12 protein-coding genes are annotated in these 16,033 nt (G+C 63.1%); all 12 read right to left on the minus strand.

From position 1 onward, the window contains the following. Positions 1 to 21: 21 nt before the first annotated feature. The 12 genes from JFT44_RS20435 to JFT44_RS20490 all read right to left on the minus strand — a co-directional run bounded on the left by JFT44_RS20435 (position 22) and on the right by JFT44_RS20490 (position 16,032). On the minus strand, positions 22 to 1,743 hold the full coding sequence (locus JFT44_RS20435; protein WP_198831072.1) for a ShlB/FhaC/HecB family hemolysin secretion/activation protein: 1,722 nt from the start codon (positions 1,741 to 1,743) through the stop codon (positions 22 to 24). A 178-nt stretch (positions 1,744 to 1,921) separates the two neighbouring features. Further along, on the minus strand, positions 1,922 to 2,389 hold the full coding sequence (gene pgaD / locus JFT44_RS20440) for a poly-beta-1,6-N-acetyl-D-glucosamine biosynthesis protein PgaD (RefSeq protein WP_057438951.1): 468 nt from the start codon (positions 2,387 to 2,389) through the stop codon (positions 1,922 to 1,924). Continuing rightward, positions 2,386 to 3,732, minus strand: coding sequence for a poly-beta-1,6-N-acetyl-D-glucosamine synthase (gene pgaC, locus JFT44_RS20445; RefSeq protein WP_057438950.1), 1,347 nt, complete (start codon positions 3,730 to 3,732; stop codon positions 2,386 to 2,388). The genes pgaD and pgaC overlap by 4 nt, the downstream gene beginning before the upstream one ends. Before the next feature lie 3 nt (positions 3,733 to 3,735). Beyond that, positions 3,736 to 5,736 carry a poly-beta-1,6-N-acetyl-D-glucosamine N-deacetylase PgaB gene (pgaB, locus tag JFT44_RS20450; protein WP_169990435.1) on the minus strand — a complete coding sequence of 667 codons (2,001 nt, stop codon included), beginning with the start codon at positions 5,734 to 5,736 and terminating at the stop codon, positions 3,736 to 3,738. Positions 5,737 to 5,748: 12 nt separating this feature from the next. Further along, positions 5,749 to 8,199 carry a poly-beta-1,6 N-acetyl-D-glucosamine export porin PgaA gene (gene pgaA / locus JFT44_RS20455; RefSeq protein ID WP_198831073.1) on the minus strand — a complete coding sequence of 817 codons (2,451 nt, stop codon included), beginning with the start codon at positions 8,197 to 8,199 and terminating at the stop codon, positions 5,749 to 5,751. Between the two features lie 326 nt (positions 8,200 to 8,525). Continuing rightward, positions 8,526 to 10,022 (minus strand): YdgA family protein, encoded by a 1,497-nt coding sequence (locus JFT44_RS20460; RefSeq protein WP_057957945.1) that lies wholly within the window; start codon positions 10,020 to 10,022, stop codon positions 8,526 to 8,528. 257 nt (positions 10,023 to 10,279) lie between these two features. Continuing rightward, complete coding sequence (locus JFT44_RS20465; protein ID WP_057438948.1) at positions 10,280 to 10,912, minus strand: hypothetical protein; 633 nt, start codon at positions 10,910 to 10,912, stop codon at positions 10,280 to 10,282. Between the two features lie 81 nt (positions 10,913 to 10,993). Further along, positions 10,994 to 12,436 carry an efflux transporter outer membrane subunit gene (locus JFT44_RS20470; protein WP_198831074.1) on the minus strand — a complete coding sequence of 481 codons (1,443 nt, stop codon included), beginning with the start codon at positions 12,434 to 12,436 and terminating at the stop codon, positions 10,994 to 10,996. After that, the gene (locus JFT44_RS20475) at positions 12,433 to 13,323 is read right to left on the minus strand and encodes an efflux RND transporter periplasmic adaptor subunit (protein WP_198831075.1); all 891 of its coding nucleotides are present in this window, start codon (positions 13,321 to 13,323) and stop codon (positions 12,433 to 12,435) included. The genes JFT44_RS20470 and JFT44_RS20475 overlap by 4 nt, the downstream gene beginning before the upstream one ends. After that, positions 13,320 to 13,529 carry a DUF1656 domain-containing protein gene (locus tag JFT44_RS20480; RefSeq protein WP_057438946.1) on the minus strand — a complete coding sequence of 70 codons (210 nt, stop codon included), beginning with the start codon at positions 13,527 to 13,529 and terminating at the stop codon, positions 13,320 to 13,322. Before JFT44_RS20480 ends, JFT44_RS20475 begins: the two co-directional genes overlap by 4 nt. Next, on the minus strand, positions 13,526 to 15,604 hold the full coding sequence (locus tag JFT44_RS20485; RefSeq protein WP_198831076.1) for an FUSC family protein: 2,079 nt from the start codon (positions 15,602 to 15,604) through the stop codon (positions 13,526 to 13,528). Before JFT44_RS20485 ends, JFT44_RS20480 begins: the two co-directional genes overlap by 4 nt. Beyond that, the gene (locus tag JFT44_RS20490; RefSeq protein ID WP_057438945.1) at positions 15,601 to 16,032 is read right to left on the minus strand and encodes a MarR family winged helix-turn-helix transcriptional regulator; all 432 of its coding nucleotides are present in this window, start codon (positions 16,030 to 16,032) and stop codon (positions 15,601 to 15,603) included. The genes JFT44_RS20485 and JFT44_RS20490 overlap by 4 nt, the downstream gene beginning before the upstream one ends. Between the last annotated feature and the right edge of the window lies 1 nt (position 16,033).

Genomic DNA, 16,033 nt, shown 5'->3' on the forward strand with positions numbered 1-16,033 from the left:
TCGATGCAACTAGGCGTTGAATTACAGGTAGAAATCCATCCGGAAATAGATCGGCGCTTCGCGCTCGATCAGCATTGCCGGTCGTTCCAAAGAATGAGCAAAGGTCACGCTGGTGCTGACGTGCTTGCCACGGGCGAACAGTTCCACGGAGTTGCTGGAGACCCGGCCATGTACTTCGCGGTTGTAGCGGTCGTTGCGGATCACGCCCTGGTCGTAGCCAACGCTAACGCCGTATTCACCAAAGGCCGGACGCAGCCAGTCCACCAGCACCGGGCGCGACCAACGCAGGTCGTTGCGCCAGTAACCGCCGCTGTCGCCGGTCAATTGCTGATCCTTGAAACCGCGTATCGAGGCTGAGCCACCGAGGCTCATGCGCTGCGGGCTGAACAGCATGTCTTCACTGCGTTGGCCGGTGGCCAGGCTGGTGAAGCTGAACGACTCGCCCCACAACGTGAACGGCTGCAGGTAGCTGACGGTGGCGGTGTATTTGCGGTAGCGGGCATTGGCCTGCCGATTGCCGAAGCGGTCGCGTTCGTTTTCAGCCTGGGCGTCGAGCAAGCCGATACCGCTTTGCATGCCCAGGTCGACGTTGACAAAGGCGTTGCCGACCCGCCGACCGTGGTTGATACCCCATTGCAGTTCGCTGAGGCGATGACTGCTGACAGCCAGGCGGCTGCCTTCGATGTAGTTGTTGGTACGCAGGTGAGCCAGACCAACACTGAGCGAGGTTTTGCTCAGGGCGTCACGGTGTACCACGCGCTCGGCGCGCAGTTGGTGGTTCTGGCTGTCGCCGGTCTGTTTGAAGTCAAAACTGTCGCCCTGGATCAGCGAACGGGTATCGCTCTGGTTGTAGCTGTAGTTGAAGTTCCACCAGCCCCACGGCACGTTGTAATACAGCATGGCGTTTTTCGAGGTTTTCTGATGATCGCTGATGGCGTCGTGGCCACCGCGCAGAATCAGCTGATCCGCTAGCCCTAGGGGGCTATCCCATTCAAAACCGGCACCCCATTGCTGTTCGCCAGAGCTTTTTTGCCCGTCGTTATTGCGTGACAGGCTGGCGCGCCAGGGCTTTTGCGGAGTGTTTTTCACCAGCACCGAGCTGCCGCCCACGGCATCGCCGGGCGCCAGTTCCATTTGGGCCTGGTTGGAGGGCAAACGATTGAGCTGGTCGATAGCCTGCTCGATTTCCCGCAGGTTGAGCAACTCGCCGTTTTTGCCGGGAAAGGCCATGGCCAGCTCGCGATCCGACAGCTTGCTGTTATCAGCACCTTTCAGCCCTTCAAGCTTGCCCTCCACCACCAATACTTGCAGATGGCCGGTGGAGAGGTCCTGTTGGGGCAGATAAGCGCGGCTGGTCACCATGCCCTGGTCGATGTAGTGATTGGTAATCACCTTAAGCACGGCATTGAGCTGGGAGACGCCCAGGCACTGGCCGGTATAAGGCTTGAGCAAACGCTCACGCTGCGCAGCGGACAGGCTGTCGGCGCCCTTGAGTTCGATGTCTTTGATGGGGAAGCAGCGGGTATCCACCGGCGCGGCCGGGGCGGTGGGTTCTGCGGGTTTGCCCGGCAGATTCTTGAGCTCTTCAAGGCGCCGCTGCTGATCTTCTAGCAGGCGGTTCTGTCGCTCGCGGATCAGTTCTTGATCACCCGGCAGCGTCGCGGCCAGCAGGCCGTTCGACCCTAGGCAGATCAGAAGACAGAAGCTCAGCCGCAGCCGAATCCGTGGCACTAATAAAGGCATATTCGATCCATCGAAAACAAAGGGCCAGGAAGCACGCAATGAATTTGCGACGCCTCAGGATTTTTAACGGCGGCTTTAAACCGTGATTGTCAGTGGGCCGCCGAGGCGAGATAAATAGGAGTACTCCTAAATTTATTGGCGAATTTTCCTGCAACAAAAGGTCACTTTTCCTACGCGCCTAGTTTTCCTGCCCCACCACCAGTTTTAACCCTGGCCGCCGCACCTCACGGGAGTGATGCGCCGTCACCGCCTGCACCCCGCCCTCCTGATCGTTATGAATCACCAACACCCCCGGCCGGCGCAGTTGCTCAAGCTCGCCTGCCGCCAGGCGGAAGCTCTCGCTCAAGCCGTGGTCGCTCAACGCCTTGGTCGCCGCGCGCCGCTGGGCGAACTGCTTGCCGCGTCGTTGTTGGTAGCGCGCCCAGACGATCAGCAACACCGCGTTGAACAAGGCGATCCACAGGTAGATCTGCAAGGTGTTCAGCGCGGCAAAAATCGGTGCATCGATGCGTGGGCCGCCATTGCTATCGAGCATCGGCACCAGGCCGCGCACCAGCAGGATCACCAGGCCGGCCCAGGCCATCAGGGTCAGGAAAATATCAATGGCCTGCATCACAGGCCGCTGTGGGGTACGGATCAGGTTCATGGCTTAACTTCCTTGGCAGGTGCCTTGATGCCGCGATCCGGGCTGACCCAGCGCGCGCGTTTTTGATGTTGGCGGAACAGGACTTTGGGGAAGCTGACCAGGGTGGTGAACAGGCTCACCAGCCAGAACACCAGCGGGTACCAGACGGTCCAGAACAGGGTTTTCCACAGGCCGCGCTCGTAGCGCCGGTCAATCATGATGCTCACGGCAAATTGCACCAGGCACACCACCGCCAGCAGCAAGCCGGTGAAGGCCGGCGGCATCAGCGAGCCGACGGCAATCGCCTCGGGCAACGGCACGACTTTCCCTACGCCCCAGAAGATCACCGACAGCAGGAAAGTGAAGGCCCAGCCGGTGGACAGGCAGTACTCGAACAGCAGCGGCCACAGGTAGCGATGGCGCCATTGCCAGATCCCGCGAATATTCTTGAACAGCACTTCGGCGCCGCCCTGGGCCCAGCGCAGACGCTGTTTCCACAGGCCGCCGAGGGTTTCCGGCATAAGGATCCAGCACAGCGCACGCGGCTCGTAGAAGATGCTCCAGTGGTCCAGTTGCAGCTTCCAGCTCACGTCGATGTCTTCGGTGATCATGTCGGTGCTCCAGTAGTCGACCCGGTCCAGGGCCGCCCGCCGAAACGCCACCACCACGCCGGACACAGTGAAGATCCGCCCGAAAACCCGCTGGGTACGCTTGATCAAACCAATGATCGAAGAGAACTCGCCCACCTGTACCCGACCAATCAAGGTCGAGCGCGTGCGGATGCGCGGGTTGCCGGTGACCGCGCCAAGCCGTGGGTTGTCGAGCATCGGCGCCACCAGGTAGGCGGCGGCATTGCGGTCGAGCAAGGCGTCGCCGTCGATGCACACCAGGTATTCGCTGCGCGCCGCCACGGCGCCCATGCGCAAGGCCACGGCCTTGCCCTGGTTTTGCGCCAGGTGCAGCACGCGCAAGCGTGGCTCCTGCAGCGCCAGGGCGTCGAGCACAGCGGCGGTGTTGTCGCTGGAGCCGTCGTTGATCGCAATCACTTCCAGGTTGCGATAGCGCTGGGCCAACGCCGCGCCGATGGTCTCGGCGGCGTTGTCGCCTTCGTTGTAGCAAGGGATCAGGATCGAGATCAGCGGCTCGCCTTTGAGCACCGGCGCCGGGGTGTCATCGGACCACGGCCAGTGGCGCTCCCAGTGCAGCCAGAAGTACAGGCCGCCGGCGATCCACAGCCCGGACATGAACAACGGGTAGAAAAACACGAACTCCATCAGGAACTGCCCGGTGACCAGGAAGATCAGGCCCAGGGGCACACCCAACACCAATGCCAACACGAGAAGAGCAAGGATTCTGTCGAACATGAGTCAAGGATTCCATTTGTTGGAAAGGGCCGGACGCACGGTGTTCAGATCCGGCGAATTCTCCAGGAAGTTGTCGGGGTAGTAGCCAAAACTGCTGGCACCCTGGCGCTTGAGCACCCCCATCCACTCGGCCATTTGCACGCCGGAAATGTCCGGGGCGGCTGGAGTGCGCCAATCCTTGGCCTGTAGCTCGAAGACCGTGCGCTGCATCGCACCGGGCCGGGCCTTGACCGTGGCCACGAGCTTTTCCAGCCAGGCGTTGGAGTTTTTCAGTGACTGACCTTCCATCAATGGCATCGCCATCGGCGCGGTCCAGTCGTAGTGCTGGAGGAAGTCGTCGAGGTTCTGCGCAAACCAGGCTTCGCTGGCCGGGTTGAGCATCGGCTCGGCGAAGATATTGCGCGCGGTGAGCACTTCCGGGCCGCGCAGGGCGCGGACCTTGGCGGTCAGTTCATGGGTGAAGTCGATCAGGTACCGGCTCTTGAAACGGGTCCAGCGCTGCATCACTTCAGGGTCGGCGCGCAGCGCCTGGATGCTGCCCGGCAGGCCGTTGGCGGCGTAGGTTTTCAGGGCTTGGGGGCTGGCGTCTTCAAAGTCCGAGAGCACGGCGTCATCGTGGAACAACACACCGTGGATAGCGCTGGTACGGGCCAGGTCTTCGTAGATCTCACCGATGACTTTGCGCACCTGGGGATCGAACGGCGACAGGCGCTGGTACTGTTTCGGGTCGACGGCCACCTTGCCGGTGGCCGGGTCCCAGCGGCTGACGCGGGGTAGCTTGGCATCCAGGGCAAAGCTCAGCACGGGCATCCAGGCGTAGACTTTGACCAGGCCGGCACGGGTATGCAGCTGCCAACTGACACGGTTGAACAGGTCGGCACGCATCGGCAGATGGCGGTTGGGGAAGTACAGCGAACGCGCCAGGCCATCACCCTTGGGGTCGGCGAACGCCTGGAGGAATACAGTGTCGACGCCCATGTCCAGCACACGCTGGACCAGCGCGTCGAGGTTGCGCACCTCCTGCGCCTTGTCCGGGTCGTAGACATGATCGAGGTCCACATGCAGCACGCGCATCGGTGCTTTGACCTGCGCCGAGACCATGCTGTTGGCGAAGTCCTCACCGTACGGGTCGTTGTCCACCAGAAAGCGCGGGCTGCTCATCAAGTTGCCGAGGTTGTCGAGGCCGTCCTCCAGGGTCAGGGCCATCTGGTAACCCTGCTCACCCACCACCGTCAGAGCAGTGCCATCCGCCGCCCCATACGGCCATACCCACACACGCGGGGCCTTGCCGGTAACGGCGCGGATCTTATTGGAAATCGCCGCGACGTCGGCGCGCATCCGCGCCCGGAACTGCGCTTCGGACTCATAACTGCGGGTGACCGGGTCATAGCGCCGGGTGGCGGCGGCCGGTTCCTGGTTGCCCTGGGGGTTGGCCAGCACGCCCTTGTGGCTGGCGTCGGTGTGGGCGGCGATTTCCACCAGGCCCGATTGCGCCACTTCGCGCACTTGTTGCCAGGTCAGAAACTCCCCGCGGTTACGCGGCACGCCGGCAAAATCCACCGGCTGATTCAACGGCGTGTCGACCCAACTGCCCACTGGCGCCAGCACGGCCGGCCACTGGTAGGCACGCAGGATCGGCATAACGCGGGTGTAAAAGCTCGAATAACCGTCGTCGAAGCTGAGCATGACGGCTTTGGGCGGCAGCTCTGGCCCGCCGGCACGGGCGGCGAGGACCTGGTCGACGCTGACCGCCTGGTAGCCGTTCTCGCGCAGCCAGGACAGCTGTTCGATCAGGCGTTCGGTGCGCACCGCCACCACTCTCTGGTCGGGGTCACGGTCGTTGACATCGTGGTAGGCAATGCCCAGGAAATGGTTTTTCGGCCACGGCGCTTCGTTGACCGGTTTGAGTCGTTCAGCAGGTGGCGTAAAAGGCGCGGGGGACTGGGCACAGGCACTGCTCAGCAAAAAGCCCAGGGCCAGCAGGCAACGGGAAACAAGGGTCATGATCGGACTCTTCTAGAAACGGTATGTGAGGTCGACGATCAGGCGCACATCGCTTTCGCGCTCACCGTCATAAGGTCGGTTGATCCAGCTCAGGTTGGCGCCGGTTTCCAGTACGTCGTTCCAGCGATAACGCTGGCCGTAACTGAGCAAACCAATGGCACCGGTGGAGTAATCGCGCTGGCTGTAAGTGCCCGCACCGGCCTGGAACTGCTGACTCCACTGGGTTTCGTAGCGGTGATAAAGCACATGGTTGACGCTCACCGTGGGCAGCACGCTGAAGTCTGAGCGCGGGTTGAAATACGCGGCCTCTTCCTTACTGTTGCGGCTGGCGGCGACTTCCAGGCCAAGGTCTACTTGCACGCCCGGCGAGCGGTAGACACCCTCACGGCCGATGAGCGACGCTTCGACACGGTCGTTACCGTCACTGAAGTGGGACGGGCTCAGCGCCAGTTTCCACTCACGGCTCTCGTTGGCGCTCCAGCGGATAAACCCGCTGCCGCCGTTGGCGGTGACGTTGGCATTGAGCGCGCGCAACGGCGTGCTGGCGGCCAGGTAGTCAAGACTGCCCCCGTACTGCCAGTGGTCGTTGATGTCGCGGGCAATCGCCAGGCGTGCGCCCTGCTTGGTGCCTTTGCCGTAGGAGTGATTGGAGACTTCGGCCTCCAGGGTCATATCACGGGTACGCCGCTCCACACCCAGGCGCTGCCAGCGGTGGTGGCCCGTGCCTTCTTCAAAGTCGGCGGTGGCGTAGCCGATACCGCCGAATATCCGCCAGTCTTCATCGATGGGCGGGCTGTAGAGCAGGGTTTCGATCCCCCAGTCACGACTACCGGCAACCGCCCCGCCGCCATGGCTTTTACCGGTCTCGGCTTCGATACGCAGCTCGGCCATCTCATGCACCTTGCGCAGGCGCTGGAGACGTTGGACCTGGCGATTGTCCGGGGCGCGGGCGACCACGTCATCGGCGAGCATATCGAGTTGGCGCCACTCCTGCAGATCCAGCGCGTTGTAGCCTTGGGAGACTTCCAGGTCGATATGGCGCGGGTTCTGGTTTTCGGCGTTCTTGAGGGCAATTTCGGCACGTCGCGGCCAGGCGCGGGCGCGGAACATGTCCGCCTGGGCCACGCGCATGCCGACATTGCCGGGCGAGGTGCGCACCAGGGTTTCCAGGCTTTTTTCACTGGTCGGCAGATCGGCGCCGTAGGTCGCGGCCTGGGCCGCCAGTTGCTGGGCGGCCAGCCACGCGTCGTTGGGGTTACCGAGGGGCAGCCCCTTGAGTTCAACCCGAGGTTTTTGCGTGCTCGCCAGGTCGTTTGCGACGGCGCGAGCTTCGCGGGTCTGGTCGTTTTCCAGCAGGGAGTAGTACAGCGCGGTGCTGTCGACCACTTGGTTGCTGGGGTCGGCATCCGACGCGGTCACTGCCTGGCGATACAGCGGCGCGGCCTTCTCGGGCAAACGCTGGTCGAGGTAGGCGGCGGCCACCCAGCGCAGGGCGTAGTTGGGCAGTTGCACGCCTTGAGCTTGCAAGGCTTCGTAGTCGTGGAGCACCTCGGCGGTACGTGCGCGGGCCTTGAGCGCGCCCAGGCGGTCGATGCGCCAGCGCACCACATCGTCATGGGCACTGGCGTCCGGGGTCCAGGTGGCGAGCAGTTGGTCGTAATCCTTGAGGGCGCGGTCGGCGATCACAAAGCGTTCGCTTTCACTGCGCGTCGGGAATTCAGCCAGGCGCACGCGTTCGGCAGCCAGGTCGCCTTCCAGGCGGCGCTGGGTCACCGGGTCCAGCAAGCCGGGGTGGCGGGCGCTCATGCGCAGGGCCGGTTCCGGCATACGTGCACGTTGCAGGGCGATCAGGTATTCGCGCACCACCTCGGGCTGGTTACCGGCGCGGATAAACGCCTGGTCGAATTCGAACAGCGAATCATAGGGCTGCCCGGCACGGGACAACGCATAGCCCAGGGCCATACGCCGCTCGACATTCTCGGGCTTGGCCGCCACCAGGGTGCGGGCACGCTGCACGGCTTCGGCGGTTTTGCCGCCATCGGCCAGGGTCATGGCCAGGCCCAGTTGCAGGTCCGGGTTGCTCGGTTCGCGCAGCAAGGCCTGGCGATACACCGCCTCGGCGGGGGCCCAGCGCTGTTGATTGCGGTAGGTGCGGGCCACGGTGGTCAGCGCTTGGGTGGTCAGTTGGCGCTGGTGCCCCTGGGCCTCATAGACCTTGAGTACTTCGTCATCCTGGCGCGCCCAACTGGCGATCAACAGGTGATCGCTGACCTGGCCAGAGGTCTGGCGCTCGGCAGGCAATTGGCGCAACAGGTTGAGCGCTGGCGTGTAGTTGCCGGTACGGGCCTGGCGAATCAGGGAATCATAGGCAGGATCGGCCACGGCCAGGGTCGGCAGCAACAAGGCAGCACCGATCAGTAGACGCAGGCGGCCAGGGCCAGAGGGAGAGAAATTACGCAACATGTCGTCAGCTTCCTTACTCGGAAAGCTGTAGCGATAGGTTCGCCTGTACAACACGCATCAGGCCGCCGGTGTCTGATGACCCGGCCAAGCTTTCCTGGGCGCAATATCCCTGAGAAGGATATGGAATAGGACAAATTAGGACAATTGTTCAGAATTGTCCTACAAGCCAGTTGAGATCAAACGTGGGGCTTGTGTGGGAGCTGGCCTCTGTGGGAGCTGGCTTGCCTGCGATGGCATCACCTCTGTTTCACTGACACACCGAGGTGATGCTATCGCAGGCAAGCCAGCGCCTACACAAACCGTATTCCTACACGGGTCGGGCAGCCTTATTGGGCGCCGCTGACCGCACCCAGCTTGCCCAGTACGCCGCCGATAAACTGCTCGACGGTCATTTTCTGGCCATTGAAGGTCACTTCATTGTTGGCGTAATGCAGCTTGGCCAGGATGTCGTTGCCTTCCAGGGTCGCCAGTTGCGTGCCCACGGCCATGCCGCTGACCATCTCGCTGGCCATCTGGGCCTGCTGCTCGATGGCTTTGGGGTCAGTCACACCACCGATCTGCGCTTGCAGGGCGGCCACGTCAGCGATCATCGGCTTGGACAGGGTCAGATTGGCATCCAGCAGCGTGATCATCTGCTTGGCCAGTTCAACCGGCGGCAGCTCCATGGTGGACGGCTTGGTCAGGTCTACCACCAGGTTGAAGCGGCTTTCGCCATTGGCGGTCTTCAGGGACAGATTTTCCAGGGCCACTTGCGGCTTGGCGGCCAGCAGCAGATCAACGTTGGCCTGGGCCAGCACTTGCTCGGCTTCGCTCAGTTGCAGCTCAGGAATCGGTTGGCCGGCAGCCTGGGCAGCCTGCACCGGTTGCATCTTGTCCTGATACAGCTTGGTCAGCACCATGGTCGATGGCACATCGATGTTCTTGACGCTCACGGCCATGGCCGCCGAACCCACGGGCTTGCCCTGGTAACCGATCTCGGTGATTTTGTAGTCGACGCGACCGTCCAGGTTGTTGTCCTTGGTATCGCTGCTGTCTTTCTGCTCGAACCCTTTGACGGTCAGCACGGCTTGTTCCGGGCCAAAGGTGAACGTGCTGTTGCTCAACACGACGGTATTCTGGCCGACATAAAAACCAAAGCTGCTCTTGGTCAAGTTACTGGCGAGGGTCAAGCCATTGAGCTCTGCCTGGAACGGTGCCCCCTTGGGGTCGACCAGGGAGACCTTGAGGGCGTCCATGTAACCGTCGACCTTGATCTCTGTCGCCTTTTCGGTGTTGAAGTAGTCCATGTTCAAGCCGGAGAAGGTGACGCTGGTGGTGCCGTCCTTGTACTCCAGGGGCAGCAGCTCCAGGTTGCCCGTGACCGAACGGTTGAAACCGATGTTGGCGACGCCTTTGACTGGCGAAACGTCCTTGGTGGCGGCGAACCATTTCTCGGTGGTCGGGTTCTTCTCGAGGGCCAGGTGACTGGTCGCCAGCACTGGCCACCACTTCAGGGTGACCAGGCGCGAGACCGGCAGCGGACCGTGTTCGATACGGTCGACAAACAGCAGTTCGCTGTCTTTGAACTGTTCACCGAACACTGCGCCTTCAGCCTTGAGACGGAAGTGGCCGGTGCTGCTGAACCAGCCGCGATCCAGGGAGACCATCTCCAGGGTCATACGGCCATCGACGCCGGCCAGGGAGCGTTCCATCTCCTTGTTGGCGTCTTCGATCGTGGTTTTAAGCACACCTTCCAATTGGCTGCCGGTGTACCAGGCACCGCCGGCACTGACCACGCCGACGGCGGCAACAAAACCCAAAAGTACAACGGCTGATTTATTCATGAAGTGTCCTGATCCAATCCTGTGCGAAGTGGGCTGTCTTCCCTGAACCCCGAAGTGGGGCGTCGGCTCAAGCCCGCCGAAAATCGGGGCAAGGTTAGCACTGGCGGGGGGGCTCGTTGCAATCTCTTGTGGCGAACAACGCGGCCCAGGGGATGGAAATGGAACATTGTGGCGAGGGGGCTTGCCCCCGTTGGGCCGCGTAGCAGCCCCAATAAGACTCACGGAGTTTTATCAGGTCCACTGGACTCAGCCCTGGGTCAGGAGTATTCCATCTCGATTTCGTCGAGCTGGTGATCAAAACTCTTCAGCCGCGCCGTCCAGGTGTACACCAGCACTTCAAACTCGCGGTGAATCACCGCATTGCCCGGCGTATCCGCCTTGGGGTCGTAGAAGTCCAGTTGGTAACGCTCGCGGGCCATGGCGGTGGCGACGTCGGACAGTTCCCGGGCGTTGTTCAGCCAGTGCCGCCCTTCGGCCACTTGTCGGTCGAGTACCACGCATTGTTGCTTCAAGGCTTCGAGGCTTTTTTCCAGGGGCGTGCCGGTCAGTTCGCCCATGACTTCCTGGAAGGTGCGCCCAGGCTGCCAGTAGCTGCCCCAGAAATAGCGGTCGAACACGGTTTCGACCCGGCGCAGGGCGACCTTGGTGTCCCAGATTGCCACCCGCGTCTTGCCTTGTTCGAGGATTTTTTTCTGGGTGCGCTGGCCCTGGTAGGAGGCCCAGGCCACCACACCAATGGACAACGCGGCGATCAACGCACAGGCGCTGTCGAGGAACACCATGGCCTTATCCAGTTGATGGGCCAGCATGACGCCGTAAAAGTAAGTCGCCGATAACAACACCAGTGCGAAGAGCACGCACCAGAACGCGGGAGCATAAGGGTTTTTCATTATTGGAATCCCCATGAGCAACGCAGGCAGTGATCAGCGGGCCATCACGCAAGCCCGTCTGATCAAAGCATAGCAACCGCCTCAGGGTTTGCCGGGTTGTGTGCCTTGCGTTCGTCCGCTTTCCCAGCCGCCGCCCAGGGCCAGGAACAGGTCGATCTGGCTCATCGCCACCTGGGTATTGGCCTGAGCCAGTTGCGCACGCATATCGGTGTAGGTGCGCGTGGCTTGCAGGTCGGCGAGGAACGACTCGCGCCCGGCCTGGAAGAAGCGGTGCGTTTGGTCGGCGGCCTGTTGCGCCGACTGCTCGGCCTCGGCCAGGGCATCGCGGCGCTGCAGTTGGGCGGTGTATTGCGCAAGCCCGGTCTGGGTCTCGCGGATGGCGTTGAGCACCACTCCATCGAAGTGCGCCAAGGCGCCCTGGGTCGCGGCTTCGGCTTCGTGGATGCGCGCACGCGAGCCGTTGGACGGCACCGTCCAGCTCAACAGCGGGCCGAAGCCCCAGCGGTTGGCGGCCGGTTTGCCGAGGTTGTCGATAATGCCCACGGTGCCGATGGAGGCGCCGATGCTGATATCCGGGTACAACTCGCCGGTGGCCACGCCAATGCCCGCCGTCGCCGCCGCCAGTCGGCGTTCGGCCTGGCGCACGTCAGGGCGGCGCTTGAGCAGGGTGGCGCCGTCGCCCACCGGCAGCAACTGGGCAATCTGCGGCAACTCGGCGCAATCGCGGGTGCCGGCCGGCAATTGGTCCAGGGGTTTGGCCAGAAGCATCGACAGGCGGAACAAGCCGGCCTGGCGCACCGCCTCAAAGCGCGGCAGTTCGGCGCGCAAAGACTTGAATTGGGTTTGTGAGCGGGTGACCTGGGTTTCATCGCCACGCCCCGCATCGCGCAGGCGCTGGGTCAGGCGCGTGCTCTGGGCTTGCAGGTCCAGAGACTGGCGAGCGATGTGCAGCTCTTCATTGGCTGCACACACCTGGGTGTAGGAACGCACCACGTCCGCCACCAAGGTGATGCGTGCGGTATCCACCGCGGCCTGGGTCGCGTCGGCATTGGCCTGGGCGCCTTCGATGCCGCGCTGCAAGGTGCCGAACAGGTCGAACTGATAGGAGGTGGTGATGCCGATATCACCGACATTCGCCACCGGCACTTTATTCGCCTGCAAAAAGGCCTCGCCGGACTCCTGCAAACGCTGGGCGCCGAGCTTGACCCCGCCGCTCCAGCCGCCCGCCGATTGCGCTTCCTGCACCTGGAAGCGCGCCCGTTGCAGGTTGGCCGCTGCCACCCGCAGGTCGGTGTTGGAGGCCATGGCCTGGCGCACCAGTTCATCCAGGCGCGGGTCCTGGTACAACTTCCACCAGTCGGCGGGCACCGGCGCCGAGACCACATTACTGCCCTGCCCGGCCAATTGGCCCTGCAGGTCGCCACGGTTGACGGCGGCTGCATCCGGCAACTGGTAATCCGGGCCTACTACCTGGCAGGCCGACAACAGCAGCCCCAGCCCAGCGGTCGCCAGCAGTTGCTTCATGGCTGGTCTCCGGACTTGGGCTGGTCATCCATGATCGACACGGTGGCCGTGCGCCCGGCAATCATGCGGAAGTCCGCCGGCACATCATCAAAGGCGATACGCACCGGGATCCGCTGGGCCAGGCGCACCCAGCTGAACGCCGGGTTGACGTTGGGCAGCAGGTTGGAGCCGCTGGTGCGGTCGCGGTCTTCGATGCCGGCAACGATGCTTTGTACATGCCCGCGCAAACGGGCGTTGTCGCCAATCACGCGGATATCCACGCTCTGGCCGACATGAATGCCGTCCAGTTTGGTCTCTTCGAAGTAGCCGTCGATGTGGAAGGAATTGCTGTCCACCACCGACAACACCGGGCGCCCGGCGGTCACGAACTCCTGGGCCCGAGGCGCACGGTCGTTGACGTAGCCGTCCACCGGGCTGCGGATCACCGAGCGGTCGAGGTTGAGCTGGGCGCTGTCCACCGTCACCTGCGCCTCGGCCAGGGCCGACTGGGCGCGGGCCACGCGGGACAGGCTTTCTTCCAGTTGCTCGCTGGCCACCAGGTTGCCCAGGCCGCGGTTGCGCTTGGCTTCGCGCTGGGCCTGGGCCAGGGTTTCCTGGCGGTCGGCCACGGCCGCCTGGGCCTGGCGCAGGGCGAGCTTGAAACGGTCCTGGTCCACGGAGAACAGCACCTGGCCCCGGGTCACCAGTTGGTTATCGCGCACATCCACTTGCTGGATCAGCCCGGACACGTCCGGGGCGATCTGCACGATGTCGGCGCGGATATGCCCGTCGCGGGTCCAGGGGGCGAACATGTAGTACATGACCATGCGCCAGACCACGACGCAGGCAAAGGTCACTACCAGCAACGTCAGGACCACACGGCCGATCGTCAAAAAAGGTTTTTTCATGTCATCAGGTATCGACTGAGTGAGTCCACAGCGCCCAGCAACAGCGCGTAGAGAGCCACATTGAATAATGCCCGGTGCCAGACCAGGCGGTAGAAGTGGACGCGGGTCAACAACCCGTGCACCACCAGGTAAAAGCCATACGTAATGCCCATCAGCACCAGCAGCGTGGGCAGGAACACCCCGCTGATATCCAGGTCACCGATCATAGAGGCGCTCCATCGGGTAACGGCGCGTCCATCTCGCCTGTACTGACAAACTCCACGCCGGGCAACAGCGCCAGGCGCAAACCGCTGAGGGCGTGCAGCAGGTGCAGGCGGGTTTCGCCCTCGCCTTGCAGGCCCTGGCCGTTGAGGGCGCGGCGGGTGCGGTCCAGGGTCATCAGCAGACCGCTGGGGGCCGGCAGGCGCTCACCGGCCTGCAGGCACGCCTTGAAGTACTCGCCGACCTCGGCCACCACCTGGTCGAGCAACACTCGCGGCACGCCGAGGATGCGGGGTGCGTAGGCCAGCAGGTCGAGCAGGTTCAGCGCCACGCGCAGCTCGCGCAGGGCGACGCCGGTGTCCTGGCCGGTCATGGCCAGGCGCGGCAGGTGCTGCATCAGGCGGTCGAGCATTTGCACGCCCAGGCGCCGGTGCTCGGCGAGGGTGGCCGGCTGCGTGAGGCCGACAATATCGCGCCAGCTGAAACGGGTCAGGCGCTTGGCCGCCAGCTCAGCGCCAAAGGGCCGCGCGATCAGGGTCCAGACAAAGGCAAACAGCAAGCCCACCGGGCCGGCGAGGTTGGAGTTGGCGAAACTCAGAAAATCCGCGTCGTAGGCGCCCTGGATGCTGATAAAGGACGAGGTGTTGACGATGGTCAGCAGCATGCCCAGGTAGAAACGCGGTTGCACCGTCAGGGTTCCGACCCAGATAAAGGGCACCGCAAACGCCAGCACCAGCATCGGGAAATCATGCAGGTTGGGCAGGATCAGGAATAAGTAGAGGCTGGCGAACAGCACCGACATCGCCGTCCAGAAAAAGAACCGGTAGATCTGCGGCGCCGGGTCGTCCATCGACGCGAAGAAACTGCACGCCACCGCCGCGAGGATCACTGCGCTGCCGCCGTCGGTCCAGCCCAGCAGAATCCACAGCACCGAGGCGACGATAATCGCGCTGACCGTGGAAAACGCCGAGTAGAGCATCAGGCCGCGATCAAGGAACGGCGTCAGCCGGCCCAGGCGCCAGTGGCGATAGACCGCGCGCCACGGGGCCTGGCTTTCGCTGTGGATGGCGGCTTGCAGGCTGCGGCAGTCTTGCCACAGGTCGATCCACTCGCCGAGGCGATACAGCGCGTTGGAAAACAGCAACTGATGACGGTCGTCCAGGGCCTCGGCGTCGGGTTGCAGGGCTTCGAGCTGGTCACGCAGGACGCGCCAGCGTTCGACCGGCGCCTCATCGGTGGTGCTTTGCAGCCACTCGGTGGTGGCCGCCAGCAGCGGCGCGAACTTGCCGACCAACTCCGGGGTGCGGCGCTCCAGGGCATACAGCGCGTCATCCAGGGCATCCACCACCGGCAACAGATGGATCATGCGCCCGCGCAGCTCCTTGGTGTTGCGCACCGTTTGCGGCCGCGCGCCTTCGTGGGGCAGTTGGCCGATCATCAATTCCAGGGTGTTAAAAGTCGCGACCATGCCGCCGCGCAGGCTGCTGACTTCCTCGGGCTGTACGTTGCGATTGAGGAAGCGCTGGCTGTAGATCGTCGCGTCGGCAAACCATTTGCGCACCGAGTCATCGAACACCGGTGCCAGGCGCCGTGGCCAGAACATCGCGCCGACCACCGCCGCCACGGCGATGCCAAGGAAGATTTCTTCGGTACGCGCCTCGGCCACATCCCACACCGCCAGGGGGTTATCCACCACCGGCAAGGCGATCAACGGCAAGGTGTAGCCCGCCAGCATCAAGGCGTAGCTGTTGGCGGTACGCAAATGCAGGGACAGAAACAGCAAAATGCCAGTCCACAACGCAATCACCACCACCAGCAGGAACGGTGTCTGCACAAACAGCGGCACGAAAAACACCGCGGCCATCGCCCCGAGAAAGGTGCCGATGGCACGGTACAAGGCCTTGGAACTGGTGGGCCCGACAAACGGGCTGGAGACGATATACACCGTGGCCATCGCCCAATACGGACGCGGCATTTGCATCAGCATGGCGATATACAGGGCAATCATCGACGCCGCGAAAGTACGCACACCGTAGAACCAATCCCGGGCCGGCGGCATGCCGGTAAAAAATCCGTTCAAGAAGCCACGACCAACGGTGGGTGGTTGGCTGCTTCAAAAGCATGCAGCACGCGCAACGCGGCTTCCAGATCGGCAGGGGCCATGTCTGCCAGCACTTCATGGCGCAAGCGCACCAGCTGGGCTTCGACCGCCTGCACCAACTCGCGGCCGCGCTCGGTCAGGCTCAACGCCTTGGCGCGGCGGTCGTGCAGGTCTTCGCTGCGGCACACCAGGCCGGCACTGCACAGTTGGTCGAGCAGGCGTACCAGGGACGGGCTTTCCATCCCCGAAGCCTGGGCCACCTTGACTTGATGCACGCCGTCGCCGAGACGGCCGATCATCAGTAAAGGCACCGCACAGGCTTCAGAAATACCGTAACTCACCAGCGTGGCCTGGCAGATTTTGCGCCAGTTACGGGCGCCCGCCACCATGCTGCTGCTGAGGCTCATA

The sequence above is a fragment of the Pseudomonas sp. MF5691 genome (assembly GCF_016405645.1).
GTDB lineage: Bacteria > Pseudomonadota > Gammaproteobacteria > Pseudomonadales > Pseudomonadaceae > Aquipseudomonas > Aquipseudomonas shahriarae.

Excerpts from the sequence above, each read along its gene's own strand:
- JFT44_RS20435 (WP_198831072.1), bottom strand. The coding sequence starts at position 1,743 with ATGCCTTTATTAGTGCCACGGATTCGGCTGCGGCTGAGCTTCTGTCTT.
- pgaD (WP_057438951.1), bottom strand. The coding sequence starts at position 2,389 with ATGAACCTGATCCGTACCCCACAGCGGCCTGTGATGCAGGCCATTGAT.
- pgaC (WP_057438950.1), bottom strand. The coding sequence starts at position 3,732 with ATGTTCGACAGAATCCTTGCTCTTCTCGTGTTGGCATTGGTGTTGGGT.
- pgaB (WP_169990435.1), bottom strand. The coding sequence starts at position 5,736 with ATGACCCTTGTTTCCCGTTGCCTGCTGGCCCTGGGCTTTTTGCTGAGC.
- pgaA (WP_198831073.1), bottom strand. The coding sequence starts at position 8,199 with ATGTTGCGTAATTTCTCTCCCTCTGGCCCTGGCCGCCTGCGTCTACTG.
- JFT44_RS20460 (WP_057957945.1), bottom strand. The coding sequence starts at position 10,022 with ATGAATAAATCAGCCGTTGTACTTTTGGGTTTTGTTGCCGCCGTCGGC.
- JFT44_RS20465 (WP_057438948.1), bottom strand. The coding sequence starts at position 10,912 with ATGAAAAACCCTTATGCTCCCGCGTTCTGGTGCGTGCTCTTCGCACTG.
- JFT44_RS20470 (WP_198831074.1), bottom strand. The coding sequence starts at position 12,436 with ATGAAGCAACTGCTGGCGACCGCTGGGCTGGGGCTGCTGTTGTCGGCC.
- JFT44_RS20475 (WP_198831075.1), bottom strand. The coding sequence starts at position 13,323 with ATGAAAAAACCTTTTTTGACGATCGGCCGTGTGGTCCTGACGTTGCTG.
- JFT44_RS20480 (WP_057438946.1), bottom strand. The coding sequence starts at position 13,529 with ATGATCGGTGACCTGGATATCAGCGGGGTGTTCCTGCCCACGCTGCTG.
- JFT44_RS20490 (WP_057438945.1), bottom strand. The coding sequence starts at position 16,032 with ATGAGCCTCAGCAGCAGCATGGTGGCGGGCGCCCGTAACTGGCGCAAA.